This is a genomic window from Caulobacter sp. LARHSG274 (genome assembly GCF_052871235.1).
The window spans coordinates 231,999-244,978 of record NZ_JBIXJO010000002.1; the positions used below are offsets into that span (position 1 = coordinate 231,999).

Below are 12,980 nucleotides of genomic sequence, written 5' to 3' on the forward strand. Positions count from 1 at the left end.
CAAGGACGGCCGTCAGGCCGGCGCGTTTCGTGCTTGGTCCTTGACGCCGGCGAGCCCGGCCACGGGTTTGTTGCGAGCCGCACGACAGGAAAAATCCCCCACGCGACGCGCGTGTCGGTCGCTTCGATTGCGGCCTTGAGCCTCCTCACCTCGGCCCCGTCCGCCACGGCGCGACAGGCCGATTTCCCCCCCGCGGCGAGAGCGGAGCGGACTTCGCCGATCACGCAAGCGGTGTCGGAAGCGGCGCGGCGCTTTGGCCTGCCCGAGGCGTGGATCTATGCGGTGATGCGCCAGGAAAGCGGTGGCCGCGTTGACGCGGTGTCGCTCAAAGGGGCCATGGGCCTGCTTCAGCTGATGCCGGCGACCTGGCGTGAACTGACGCGCGAATTGCACCTGGGCGATGATCCCTACGATGCGCGCGCCAATGTTCTGGCGGGCTCGGCCTACCTGCGACGCCTGTACGATCGGTTCGGTGCGCCCGGCTTCCTGGCCGCCTACAATGCCGGGCCCGAACGCTATGCGAAACATCTGACGGGTGCGCAGTCTCTGCCGCCGGAGACCCAAGCCTATGTGCGCAGCCTCGCGCCATTGATCAGAGAAGCAGATTTCCAAAGCCATCCCGCAAGCCCTCGAACGGCAGGCCTGTTCGTGGGGCAGAGCGGGTCGGATGAGGCCACGGACGACGCGCTAGTGAGGTCGATCCATCGAGAGGCGCTTTGGCCATGAGCAGAGTGTCCAGGAAGGTCTTGGTAGAGATTGTGAAGCGCGCTGAAGGGGGCATGGGTGGGCGCAGGGCAGCCTTAGGCCTAGTGCTAGATAAAAGGACAGGGACCCTGCGGGTCCATGTCATTGATGGTGTTGAGGAATTTCAGGAACCTACCCCGCGCGGCGGGTTCCGCCGCGCGCCAATTGGCTTGGAATTTCAAGTGTTTGGCAGGGACCTTTCGTCTCTGGCCTCTTCATGAAACGGGAAAACGACTTTCGTCCCCGGCTGGGACGCCTGCGAGATCGCGGCGCGGGGACCGCGGGGCGGGTCCGCGGATTTGCCGGCGAGGTCCTGGGCGCGGCCAAACGTTCGGGCCTGGGAACGCTGGACCTTGGGACGCGGGGAAAGGCCGGTCGGTTCGGCCGCGGCGGCCGGAGCCTGGGCGGCGGACGACTGGCGTCGCGACGGGTGATCATCAAGACCCGCATCGTCCAGCACAAGGGCGCGCGGTACCGCGCCGCGCCGATGAAGATGCACCTGAGCTATCTTCGTCGGCAGGGCGCCACGCGCGACGGCGAGCGCGCCGAAATGTTCGATCGCGACGGCCCCGCCGATCACGACGCCTTCGCCAACCGCATAGAAGACGACCGCCACCATTTTCGCTTCATCGTCTCGCCGGAGGACGCGGCCAAGCTGACCGACCTGCGGACCACGACCCGCGAATTGATGGCGCGCGCGGAGCGGGAGCTGGGAACACGGCTGGACTGGGTGGCGATCGACCATTGGAACACCGACAATCCGCACGTCCATGTCCTGGTGCGCGGCGTCGCCGACGACGGCCGCGACCTGGTCATCAATCCCGACTTCATCAAGCACGGCTTTCGGGAGATGGCCCAGGCCCTGGTGTCGTTGGAGCTGGGGCCACGAACCGAGGCGGAGATCGCCGCCAGCCTCGATCGGGAGGTCACCGCCGACCGTTGGACTCCTCTGGATCGGCGGTTGCGCGAGGTCGCCGACGAAGCGGGGCGCCTGGATCTGCGTCCGGATGGCACGCGACAGGCGCCCGGCCAGACACGGTTGATCGGCCGGGCCGAATACCTCGAACGTCTGGGCCTGGCGCAAGCGGATGGGCCGGGCCAATGGCGCCTGGTCGGCGATCTGGAGCCGCGGTTGCGGGGCCTGGCCGAGCGCGGGGAGATCATCAAGACCCTGCAGGACGCGCTGCACGGCCAGCAGCGGGATCTGAACGCGGTGGTGATCCAGGGGCGCGACCTGGAGGGGCCGGTGTTCGGAAGGCTGGCCGACCGGGGTCTGCACGATGAGCTGACAGGTCAGGCCTATGTCGTCGTCGATGCGGTCGATGGCCGGACCCATCATTTCAGGTTTCACGATCTGGCCCAGACCGGCGACACGCCGATCGGCGGGCTGGTCGAGGTTCGATCGCGGGCCTTGGAGGGCGGGGGCAGTTGGCTGGAGCTGGTGCATCGCTCTGACCTTGACCTGACCGCCCAGATCAAGGCGTCGGGGGCCACCTGGCTGGACCGACAGATGGTATCGCGCGAACCGCTCGTTCTGGCCCAGTCGGGGTTCGGTCGCGAGGCTCGGGAGGCGCTTGAACAGCGGCGCGGCCACCTGGAAGCCCTGGGTTTGACGAACCGCCAAGCTGGCGGGCTGACACCCGTGCGCAACCTTCTCGCGACGCTGCGGGGGCAAGAGCTCTCGCGGGTCGCGGCGAACATGCTGGCGGAGACCGGGTCCACCTTCATCGAGGCGGGGAAGGGGGACCTGGTCGCTGGCGTCTACAGCCGTCGGATCGATCTGGCCTCAGGTCGGTTCGCCATGATCGAGGATGGCCTTGGTTTCCAGCTGGTCCCGTGGACGCGGTCGCTCGACGCCCAGTTCGGACAAGAGGTGAGGGGAACCGTGACGCCGAGCGGCGGCATGGACTGGTCGCTGGGGAAAAGGCGCGGGCTTGGACTTTAGAGGTGCAAGCGATGAACGGTACGAAAATCCTTTGGGGTCAGATCCTGCTGATCGGGGCCATGGCGCTCGGCGGGATCTGGGCCGCGACCCAGTGGACGGCCTGGCAGCTGGACTACCAGTCGGGCCTGGGACCGCCCTGGCTACGGCTTGGGGGATGGCCGCTCTATCCGCCGCCGGCCTTCTTCGTATGGTGGTTCATCTACGACGCCTATGCGCCGACGGTGTTTCTGCGCGGCGCGTTCATCGCGGTCTCAGGCGCGCTGCTTGGCGTGGTGATGGCCGTCGCCATGTCGATCTGGCGCGCCCGTGAGACCAAGAACGTGACGACCTACGGTTCGGCCCGGTGGGCCAACCTCGACGACGTCAAGATCGCCGGCCTGCTCGGCGACGACGGGGTAATGCTGGGCCGGATCGGAGATCACTATCTGCGGCACGATGGTCCTGAGCATGTGTTGTGCTTTGCCCCCACCCGTAGCGGCAAGGGCGTCGGCCTTGTGGTGCCCAGCCTGCTCGTCTGGCCAGGCTCGGCGGTTATCCACGACATCAAGGGCGAGAACTGGCAACTCACCGCCGGGGCCCGGGCGAAGTTTGGTCACGTCCTGCGGTTCGATCCGACCGACGCAGATAGCAGCGCCTACAATCCTCTGCTGGAGGTCAGGCGTGGGTCCAGCGAGGTCCGAGACGTTCAGAACATCGCCGATATTTTGGTCGATCCGGAAGGCGCTCTCGAGCGTCGCAGCCACTGGGAAAAGACCTCCCACAGCCTGCTGGTCGGGGTCATTCTCCATGTCCTCTACGCTGAGGCCGACAAGACCTTGGCCGGGGTCGCCAATTTCCTGGCCGATCCGTCGCGGCCGATCGAGACCACGCTGCGCGCCATGATGACGACGCGTCACCTCGGAAACAGCGTCCATCCCGTGGTGGCCAGCGCGGCCCGCGAGCTCCTCAACAAGAGCGACAACGAACGAAGCGGGGTGCTCTCCACCGCGATGAGCTTTCTGGGGCTCTATAGAGATCCGGTCGTCGCCGCTGTGACCTCGCGTTGCGACTGGCGCATCGCCGACCTGGTGGAGTCGGACGCACCTGTCAGCCTCTACCTGGTGGTGCCGCCCTCCGACATCAGCCGAACCAAGCCGCTGATCCGCCTGGTGCTCAACCAGATCGGCCGCCGTCTGACCGAGGGTCTTGAGGCCTCGCGGACCCGACGACCGCTGCTCTTGATGCTCGACGAGTTTCCGGCGCTTGGCCGGCTGGATTTCTTCGAAGCGGCGCTGGCCTTCATGGCGGGGTACCGCATCAAGGCATTTTTGATAGCGCAGAGTTTGAATCAGATTGAACGGGCCTACGGCGCCAATCACTCGATCCTCGACAACTGCCACGTCCGCGTCGCGTTCGCGACCAACGACGAGCGCACAGCGCGCCGGATCAGCGACACGCTTGGCACCGCGACGGAGATGCGGTCGATGGCGAACTATGCGGGCCATCGCCTGGCGCCGTGGCTGGGCCACCTGATGGTCTCGCGCCAAGAAACGGCGCGTCCGCTGCTGACGCCTGGCGAGGTGATGCAGCTGCCGTCGCACGAGGCTGTCGTTCTGGTCGCGGGCGCGCCGCCGATCCGGGCGACGAAGATCCGTTATTATGCGGACCCTCGTTTGGCGGGGCGGGTATGCGCGCTGGGCCGACCGGCAGGCGTGCCGCGATCATCTGTGGCGGTCGATTGGGATGGCGTCCTCACGGGCACCGCGGTGGTTCGCAAAGGAGCAGCGGCGTTCGACGACGGCGGGCTCAAGCGCGAGCCCGAACTCGATGGTCACGAGGACCCAACGCCAGAACCCCTCGACGAAGACCTCGAACGGCAGCCGGAAGAGGAGGGCGATGAGGTCCAGCAGAGGCAGGAACTTCAACGCCGGTTCACGGGCGCAGCCCGTCAGGCGGCCATGGATCGCGACGATGGCATCCCGCTCTCAGGTGACGCATGAAGATCCCGACCAAGGTCTTCCTGACCAGCGACACGATCCGGGTCCTCGACGAGCGCGCGCGGCGGACGCGGCGCCAGAAGTCGGAGATCGTCCGGGCCGCTGTCGAAGCCTATCTGTCGCCCGATAGCGCCGAGGCGGGGGAGGCGGCGCTGTCTCGGCGGCTGGATCGGATGTCGCGCCAGCTTGATCGGCTCGAGCGGGACGTCACGATTTCCAACGAGGCGATCGGGCTGTTCGTGAAGACTTGGCTGAAGGTCACCCCGGCCATGTCGGCGGTGGAGGATCGGGCGGCCAGCGCGAAGGGGCAGGAGCGCTATGCCGCGTTTGTCGACCTGCTGGCGCGGCGTATTTCTGAAGGACGTCTACTGAGGGGCGAGGTGCTCGCCGATATCGGAATCGACCATACGTGACTCTTCTCTGACCTTGATAGGGTCCGCTTCAGGGCAATGGCCATGGCGCCGCTGGCGCAGGCTTGGGCAACGGCTATTCTCGGACCTAAGAAAAATCCGACCACTGCACGCCTCACACTGCGGCCGATGATCTCGCCAGCTGCGGTGGCCTATTTGGACCAAGTCGCTCGCTCTCCAAATTAGCCGCACCGGCGGAGCGCCTAGCTACTAGCTCGCGAAAGGCCGCGCCGCCCGTGAGCCGTTCATAGATCAACTGTCGCAGAAGTATTGTTGAGAACTTTTGGGAATATTCTGGGGTCACCCTTCTTCTCCATCCTCCTCTTCCTCCACACCGTGCGTCCAAACATCTTTAAACAGCACGCGAATTCCGCGATTTGTTATTTCATATGGCATCGCCGTTCTGGGCGTAATGGTTGTCGCTTCATTGGCGGAGATCCGTGTGATATCCTCGAATACGTCAGCTCCAAGGCCAAGTTCAAGGCGAAGCCGTACAAGCTGTGGCCAAGCCAACACAAGGACTTGCGGCCCCACCGTATAGCCATAGCTCTGAAAACGTGCGTTAGACCGCCCGATCGCCCAGAGACGGATAAGCGTCGGAAGCCGGCCGCCTGGCAACTTGACCTTCAGCGCCATGCAAAGCGCAGCGACACCGAACTGATCAATCCACAGTGTCGTCTTCTTCCCCCAGCGCTCGACTTGTTCAGTAAAATTCTTTGCTTTGCTTCTCTGTGCGCGCACACTGCTGGTTCTAAAATCTTGCCACTTAAGCTGAAATACAACCAACTCCTCGGTTACATTGTCGAAAATCGCCGCGTCGATGTCGGTCACCGTCTGTCCATTTCGGCTCAAACGCGTTTGACCCTCGACACGCTGATAACGGTTCCCTTGGAAGAGCCGATAAAGGTCCTCAGCCATCCAATCTTCACGGGGTTCGCGAAACGCGTTTTGCAGCCGAGTCGATGTGGATTCTCGCAGCATGCGGATGTGATGGAGCGGATTTCTAAAGATGCCGCTGATCGGAGTAAGTAGGTAACCGTCGGCGATTTCGATCGCCAACGGAACGCCGGGCGTGTGCTCGTTCATGAAGAACTGGGCGTCCGCCGGCCGTACAGTAATGAGGTCGAGCGCCGCTTCAGCGACGTCAACCGCTGCGCCGGCACTGACAAGCACGTCGACAAGTTCGGTCCGCTGCTTCCAGATCGTGAGGCTCATGTGCTGGTTGACGCCCGGGTGGCGTTTTATCGCTTCTTCCACGAACATCACGTGCTTGATGTAGAAGCTGAGTAGCAGGTGCACGACGATCGTCAGGTCCTCGCCGCTACACCCGCCAAGCTGTGCACCGGGCGAGATGCCCGCCTCTCCGCTCCAAAGGACGGTAGAGTCGGCGGCCGAGCGGAGGAAGAAGTCGTCGATTTCTGGCGTGGTCGTGTAGCCGACCATGAGGCCCTTTGAGGTTTCCCAGGGAAACGTTAAGGCCGCCATCTGGCCTACTATGTGGCGACCTTCGGGACCTCGCGGATCGGGCCGATTAGCGAGGTTAGCCTTGGCTTGAAGCTGAGCTAGACGGCTTTGATCGAGATGGTCATGGAAGTGGTCGGAGGTTGCGCGTTCGGTTGCCCAAACCTCAATCGCGGTTTCGTTGGCCACACCAGTGACCATGCCATGGCGGACCATCTCGGCGGTTCGATGGAAAAGAACGTAGCGGCCGGCCGCATGCAATAAACTCATGCCGACCTGGCGCAATTCGGGCGTACTCTCGGCCATCGGCACACCGGTGTAGCCGCCGATCCGTTCCAACAGCAGCGACAGAAGGACGTTCCAACCGCGGACGATGATGTCGAAGTCGTGGGGCGGGAGCCACGCATGCTTGTGCGGTGTCATCAACTGAATGACGTGGGCGTGGTCAAGGCAACGGCAGACCTCAACCAGGATGCCGCCACATTCGAAGCTCGAATTGGTGTCCAGAAAGGTCTTCAAGTCCGCGAGCTCGGCTTGGCCTAATGCGGCTAAATGATCGGCAAGCTCTGGTGCAGGTGTCGTTGGCTGATCCACCTCAACTCACCTTCCGCCTCTCTTTTCAGATCCGGTAGATCAACCTTCGTCGTCGTTTTCGCCTTCGCGCGCAACGGAGGCGGCGCCGCCCAGCGCGTTATATCGTCTTGCCGCGAGCCATTGCAGCCGCTTGGCTTGGATCAAGAGTACGCGACGCAAGCCCCCTTGGACTTTTCGCTCGGAGATAACCTGCGCGAGGCGTGAAAGAATCAATGCCCGCCGAGCAATGCGGAAATCGGGGTGGGAGCGTAGCTCAAAAACTCGTTCCGAGACGATCCTGCCTCGAAACGAAGGTGGTGCATTGACTGCCGTACGTCCTGGCGGCGGGTCCTTCTCGTTCAAAATGGCCTTGAACTCAGATTTATCGACCGCCTGCTCGGTGATCAGCCGTTCCAAGGCGTCGAGATGTTGCCGCGCATCGCCGTCCGAGCGCGACGCATCCTGCAGGTGGGGCAGGGGCCACACCTCGATTTCGAAGACCTCGAAGGGATCCAGCACGGACATCGCCACCGCGTCGGTCCTCTGGTTGGTCAGGTGACGACGGATCCGGGAGCGTAGACGTTCATTGGTCTGGCCGACATAGATCGGCTCGCCGTCGTAGTCGAAGAATGCGTAGATCCCCCACCGGAAGTTCCCCACCGGGATAGGCCCGCCGCCTTCCCACGCAAAAGGACTGTCGAGAAAACGAGTAAGGTTATCCCGTAGATCCTCGGTCTCGAAAGGGGGAAAATTCACCGCGTCGGGGTTGCGGCCAAAGAGCGGGCCTGGGTCAGACACGCTGGATGACCGTAAGGTCGGAGGCGTGTTGCACAACGCCGGCACGACGAATGACCGTCCGCCGTGAGAGTTCGTACGCTTGGTCATCGATCTCGAAGTCGACATAGTTGACCTCGTCGGGCTTGCAGGCGAAGGCGGCTTGGAAAGCGACAAGGAGTTCGACCTCATCAAGGCTTTGAGCTGTCGCCTTTGGGTTCGATCGCGAAGGGATGACGGAGGGAAAAACGTAGATGCAGGGCGGCGGGGTGAGGAACGGCCCGACGTTGGTTCGCCGAACGCTTCCGTCCAGTTCCGCCAGCTTTGGGCAAGGCCTACCGAGCGTGCCGCAGATCATGTCCCAGATCACCACACCATCGACCCGCTTGTTGCGGGCGATCATTTCCGCGCTGAGACGTGTGTGGATGCCCGACCAAGCATTTCGGCGTGGATCGGCGCCGGGGTTGGTGCAAAGGCTCCAGGTGATGAATTCGTCAGCGTCAGCGGGCCGCTCGAACTTGTTGGTGTTCTCGCCGTCCAGACAGCCCTTAAGATCAATGACCGCCGAGCGTCCGCTATTGAGCCGCACATAATAATCGTTGCGGGCCTTACCTTGGGTTCGATCCCAGCTGGCGATATGGCCGCCGTCTTCCATGTGGTTGAGGACATGCTGAACGAACTCGCGTTTGCCTCGCATGGTGGCGGAGTATTCACCACGAAGCTTTTCGACCGCACCGCGGAAGATTGGCGACTGGTAGAAATCCGCCTCGTCCAATCCATGGTTGCCAAGCGTGTGGGCTTGGGTCTTGAGAACTTCTGCGAAGTTCTCAATCTGGCTTCGCAGTTGCGGATCCTGCTCACATGGAATGACGCTCACGCCGAGGCAACTCCTTCTGCCGATCAGCGCCAAGGAGTGGCTCGAAGATATGCGCGGCAAGGTGGCGAACAACGTCGACCGCAACCCCGTCGCCGGTCAAGTGATAAGCCTCGTTGTAGTTTTTCGGCAGGACATAGTTTTCGTCGAGTCCCATGAGGCGGGCGGTCTCGCGCGCCGACACCAAGCGGCTACGAACTTTGTCTCCATCGACGACCACGATGACTTGGCGGCTCGATCCGCCAGCGGGCGTGCGTAGGCAGCCGGCGATTTCGTCGAAGCGGACCTCGGCGCGCTGAACCTTGCGACCCTTCTCGTCTAAGCGCGTACGCTTGTAGACGCCGCCCACCATCCGCCGCTGAGCGCGCTTGGCAACATTGACCTTATCACGGTTCACCGGAGACATCATCTTTAGGAGATGTTCAGTCTCGGCCGGCGTGTGCCAAACCACGCTGGTGGGGTTTTCCTCGATCAAATCGGCGAAGGTCTTGCTACGGCGCGGTGGCGTTGGAATGTTCCACCACAACATCTTCTCAAGCGCTTTGCCCTGGACACCGGCAAAAGCGCGTTGCAGCGCTGCGGTATGAAACGGCGCGATGGGGCCGCTGGAGAGTAGGGCCGGATCGATCTCAACGTCGGCGCGCACGCCTATCACAAACAGACGCGGCCGCGATTGTGGCACGAACAGCGAAGCGTTGATGACCAGGGCGCCGTACCGGTAGTCGGCGTCGGCGAAAGTCTTGCAGATTGCCTCGAAGTCGCGGCCCTCGTGTGAGGTAAGCGCGCCGCAGACGTTCTCCAGAGCGACGATTTTGGGTCCTCGGCCTTCGGCGATCAACGCCTTCACCACGTCCCAAAAGGGATAGAAGGTCCCGGAGCGCTCGCCCTTTAGGCCTGCTCCCGCGCCGGCAAGAGAGAGATCTTGGCACGGGAATGATCCCCAGACGAGATCAGGTTCGCCGCGCAGCTGCTTGGTCTTTACCTGCTTGACGTCGCCAATATGGAGCTCGCCATCGGCGCCCCAGTTGCGCTGATAGGTCATGCCCTTCTTGGCATCGAAGTCGTTGGCGAACAGGCAGGTCCACTCGTCGCCCAGGCCGGCTCGGACCATTCCCCCGCCGGCGAAGAACTCGTAGAAGCTAGGCATGTCGAAGCTGCCCTCCCATAGGGGCGCTCGCGTCATGCTCGCGAGCAAGCTTTTCTGCAATCGCTTCGGTTAACCAAGTGTTGCGTGAGACCACCCCAGGGCGAGCCGCGCGGGCCTTATCGATGGCGGCGAGCGTCTTGCTCGGTACGCGCAGGGTGGCTCTATCGAGCTCCCGAATATTGTTGGTTCGCGAATCGTTGGGCATGGCGCCACAGTGACGCCATCACGGCGCCGCGTCGAGTGTTTCCTTTTTGTTCTCGTTTGGTGGGCGGAGTCCAATCCGGATTGTTTGAGCCTAATGCCAGGTCAGTTCCGCTATCCTGAACCGATTGTCCGCCTTCTCGACATCGAGAGCCTTGCCGAGATCAGCGACGAAGACGCTGAGGCTGGCGAAGAGATCGGGCTTGAGGGAAACCAGCTCTACAGCGATCTGCGTTGGGTTGGATGGGATCTTGTCGCCCAAGCGATTGATCGTGAGGAGGTGCTCTTCGCACGGTTTGAGGCAGCCGAGAGCGTTGAGGACGAAGCTGAGCGTTACGCAGCGGAGATTGCCGCGGCCGACAGTCCAGAGGAAGACTTCTTGGGGCTCGACGTTGGAGTCATTTCCGCCGTCCTTGCGCTTTCGGCCCTGGGCGCGCTGACGTTTAGCAGCTGCAATGCTGGCGGGTTTGGGGGGCGACACCTGCGTTCGGTCCCGGTCGTCGAATTTTACCTGCCGCGCGCACTGGCCGTAGAAGTTTTGGAGGTCGCCGAGGCTGCGAATGTGGGTCTTGCGCAGACTGCGGGAGGACTGGTTCGGCTATATGGCGAAACCGATTACGATCTGCACCGGTTCGCGACGCTTCTGTTCGCTCGTCATGCCGTTCCTTAGCCGTGGACGGCCTCCGAAGGTGAATGCTGGCTTGGCGCGAGAGGGCAGTCATCATCACCCGAAAGTTGCGCGTCTAAGCTTTGCCATTCTAACATGGTCTGCGAAGCTGATTCAGAACCCGACCGATGGCCAAGACTTTTCGACTGCTGAAAGCCGGTGGGACCCCGCCGGCAAAGCGTTTGTCACGGCAGGTTCCGCACGCGCCGATGGTGACGTTCTCAGATCTTATCGACTCCGCGGGCGCTGATAGCTTCTATTCGGTGATCATCGGCAACAACGGGACGGGCAAGAGCCGGCTTCTCGGCGCCATCGCCAGCGAGTTTGCCGGAATCCACCAAAGCGACGCAACTGGTCGTGGCCGGCGCCCCTCTCGGTTGGGGGTTCTCGACTCCACTGTTGACGGAGACCTAAGCTCGGGTCTCAGCCCAAGCGCTAGATTGCCGTCACGCGTGATCGCCGTCGCCCTTACACCCGTGGACAAGTTTCCTCTGGAGCCATCCGGGGACGGCGACGGCTTTCCACGCGGCGAAATCGCCGATCTGCGCGACGATGCCTCGTTCTATCACTACGTCGGCATGCGCGACCGAACCAACCGCGCATCCATTTCCGCATTGATCTACCGCGCGGTCGAAGGCCTTGGTCGGCGACAAAGCTTGGAGAACGCAGCGCGTCTTCGTAGCGTATTTGAAATGCTCGGCTACGAGCCTCGGATCACCACCAGGCTCAAGCTGTCCCTGGGCCAAGACGTTCAAGATTTTCTGCAAGGGCGTCGAGGTATCGAAGGCGACGACGCTGACGCACGCCTGATGCAGCGCATTCGCGCCGTCGCGGCGAGCGGCGGCTACCGGGAAGAAGAGCTTCGCGCGAAGCTTGGCCAGTTCATCGAGGCTTGGGGCACGAAGACCAAGCTGGAGCTGGAGTTGGACTTCAGCGGCGACGGCCCCCCGCCGTCCTTCGATGTCGAAACGCTCCGATTGCTTCGCCGCCTGGGTGCGCTGAGCCTCTCGTCCGTGGACGTCTGGCGGGCAGACGGCGTGCGTCACGATCTTCGCGACGCCAGCTCCGGCCAGATCGGAATTCTCACGGTATTTCTGTCGATCGCGGCGCATCTTCGAGACGGGAGTCTAGTGCTGATCGACGAGCCTGAAACCAGCCTCCACCCGGAATGGCAAAGCAAGTATATCCACCTTATGCGGGAGGCGTTCGCCGACTACTCAGGGTGCCACTTCATCTTCAGCACGCACAGTCCTCACATCGTCGCCGACATCCCCCAAGGCTCGTGGATCTATTCCATGGACCGGGCCACAAGTGTTTCGAGCGAAGCCCTGCTAGGTCGCTCACCAGACTTTGTCATGGCGAACGCGTTCGATGTGGTTGGCCCGACCAACTACTATCTACGCGACGTGCTCGCCGACGCGTTGCGTCTTGTGGGCGAGCGTCAGATCAACAGCGATGAGTTCAAAGCCCAGCTCGCCGAGCTCGTCCGGTTGGCCGCGAATATGGAAGGCGGCGAACAGGTCAAGCAGATCGTGCAGGATCTTCAGGCCGCCCAAGCGGAGTTGGCTCCCGATGGCAATTGAGCCGATCGCGTTCACCAATGAGGAGCTAGGGCTTATTCGAACTCTGACCGAGCGAGGCGAGGCCTGGGATTGCGCCGAGTACAACCCTCTGCGATCGCGGATCAAGCAATTCTACCTCAAGGGCCAGGCCTTCCGCTGCTGTTACTGCCAAAAGCCCAACCCGGTGCAACATGGCCGGGCCTGGGACATCGAGCACGTGATCTCCCGTTCACTCAACGCCACCTTCATGTTCGAGCCGGAAAACTTGGCCGTCTCCTGTATCGATTGCAATCTCGCCAAACGGGATGCCAACATCCTGGCTAGGCCAAAGCAGACATTCCCACGAAACTCAGACGCCTACACGATCGTCCACCCCCACTTTGACGATTGGGCTGATCACTTCGTACTTGGTCAGGTCGTCTATGCGCCCAAAACGGCCAAGGGTGCTGAAACCCTTAGGGTGTGCAAGCTCTGGCGATTTTACGAAATGATAGGGCAGGAATCGCTTCTCGCGACCGATCCGCGATATGTCGAATTGGCGGAGCGAGTGCTTTTCGCCAAGACGCCGGTAGAGGCGGAACCGTCAGTCCTCGCAATGCGTGCCCTAATTCAGGACGCAAAAGAAGGTGGTTAGTTTAGTCATCGT

Annotated in this window: 12 protein-coding genes; 7 read left to right on the forward strand and 5 right to left on the reverse strand. The window is 62.3% G+C overall.

Translation table 11 applies throughout. The features are described 5' to 3' along the window. Window positions 1-33: 33 nt before the first annotated feature. Window positions 34-726: a lytic transglycosylase domain-containing protein gene (locus ACIPQB_RS05420; RefSeq protein ID WP_446484194.1), complete on the forward strand. Its 693-nt coding sequence runs from the start codon at window positions 34-36 to the stop codon at window positions 724-726. 196 nt (window positions 727-922) lie between these two features. Here ACIPQB_RS05420 and ACIPQB_RS05425 read toward each other — a convergent pair whose 3' ends face one another. Further along, on the reverse strand, window positions 923-1,363 hold the full coding sequence (locus ACIPQB_RS05425; protein ID WP_446484195.1) for a hypothetical protein: 441 nt from the start codon (window positions 1,361-1,363) through the stop codon (window positions 923-925). Between the two features lie 69 nt (window positions 1,364-1,432). Here ACIPQB_RS05425 and ACIPQB_RS05430 point away from each other — a divergent pair, with 69 nt between their 5' ends. From ACIPQB_RS05430 to ACIPQB_RS05440, 3 genes are read left to right on the forward strand one after another with little or no spacing between them, the layout of a single operon-like run. Beyond that, window positions 1,433-2,689, forward strand: a complete 1,257-nt coding sequence (locus ACIPQB_RS05430) for a DUF3363 domain-containing protein (RefSeq protein ID WP_446484196.1) — start codon at window positions 1,433-1,435, stop codon at window positions 2,687-2,689. A gap of 11 nt (window positions 2,690-2,700) precedes the next feature. Then, a complete protein-coding gene (locus ACIPQB_RS05435) occupies window positions 2,701-4,668 on the forward strand; it encodes a conjugal transfer protein TraG (RefSeq protein WP_446484197.1) in 1,968 nt (655 codons plus the stop codon). Beyond that, window positions 4,665-5,078, forward strand: a complete 414-nt coding sequence (locus ACIPQB_RS05440) for a ribbon-helix-helix protein, CopG family (protein ID WP_446484198.1) — start codon at window positions 4,665-4,667, stop codon at window positions 5,076-5,078. The genes ACIPQB_RS05435 and ACIPQB_RS05440 overlap by 4 nt, the downstream gene beginning before the upstream one ends. A gap of 297 nt (window positions 5,079-5,375) precedes the next feature. On the opposite strand, the gene ACIPQB_RS05445 is transcribed toward ACIPQB_RS05440, so the two are convergent. Genes ACIPQB_RS05445 through ACIPQB_RS05460 form a run of 4 tightly spaced genes read right to left on the reverse strand, consistent with a single transcriptional unit; the run spans window position 5,376 to window position 9,904 of the window. Then, window positions 5,376-7,130 (reverse strand): hypothetical protein, encoded by a 1,755-nt coding sequence (locus ACIPQB_RS05445; RefSeq protein WP_446484199.1) that lies wholly within the window; start codon window positions 7,128-7,130, stop codon window positions 5,376-5,378. A gap of 39 nt (window positions 7,131-7,169) precedes the next feature. Continuing rightward, the gene (locus ACIPQB_RS05450) at window positions 7,170-7,907 is read right to left on the reverse strand and encodes a GIY-YIG nuclease family protein (protein ID WP_446484200.1); all 738 of its coding nucleotides are present in this window, start codon (window positions 7,905-7,907) and stop codon (window positions 7,170-7,172) included. Next, complete coding sequence (locus tag ACIPQB_RS05455; protein WP_446484201.1) at window positions 7,900-8,793, reverse strand: hypothetical protein; 894 nt, start codon at window positions 8,791-8,793, stop codon at window positions 7,900-7,902. The genes ACIPQB_RS05450 and ACIPQB_RS05455 overlap by 8 nt, the downstream gene beginning before the upstream one ends. Then, window positions 8,741-9,904 (reverse strand): DNA cytosine methyltransferase, encoded by a 1,164-nt coding sequence (locus tag ACIPQB_RS05460; RefSeq protein ID WP_446484202.1) that lies wholly within the window; start codon window positions 9,902-9,904, stop codon window positions 8,741-8,743. The genes ACIPQB_RS05455 and ACIPQB_RS05460 overlap by 53 nt, the downstream gene beginning before the upstream one ends. Before the next feature lie 298 nt (window positions 9,905-10,202). Here ACIPQB_RS05460 and ACIPQB_RS05465 point away from each other — a divergent pair, with 298 nt between their 5' ends. From ACIPQB_RS05465 to ACIPQB_RS05475, 3 genes are all read left to right on the forward strand, one after another. Further along, window positions 10,203-10,775: a hypothetical protein gene (locus ACIPQB_RS05465; RefSeq protein ID WP_446484203.1), complete on the forward strand. Its 573-nt coding sequence runs from the start codon at window positions 10,203-10,205 to the stop codon at window positions 10,773-10,775. A 125-nt stretch (window positions 10,776-10,900) separates the two neighbouring features. Next, a complete protein-coding gene (locus tag ACIPQB_RS05470; protein ID WP_446484204.1) occupies window positions 10,901-12,355 on the forward strand; it encodes an AAA family ATPase in 1,455 nt (484 codons plus the stop codon). Next, window positions 12,345-12,968, forward strand: a complete 624-nt coding sequence (locus ACIPQB_RS05475; protein WP_446484205.1) for an HNH endonuclease — start codon at window positions 12,345-12,347, stop codon at window positions 12,966-12,968. Before ACIPQB_RS05470 ends, ACIPQB_RS05475 begins: the two co-directional genes overlap by 11 nt. Window positions 12,969-12,980: the final 12 nt, after the last annotated feature.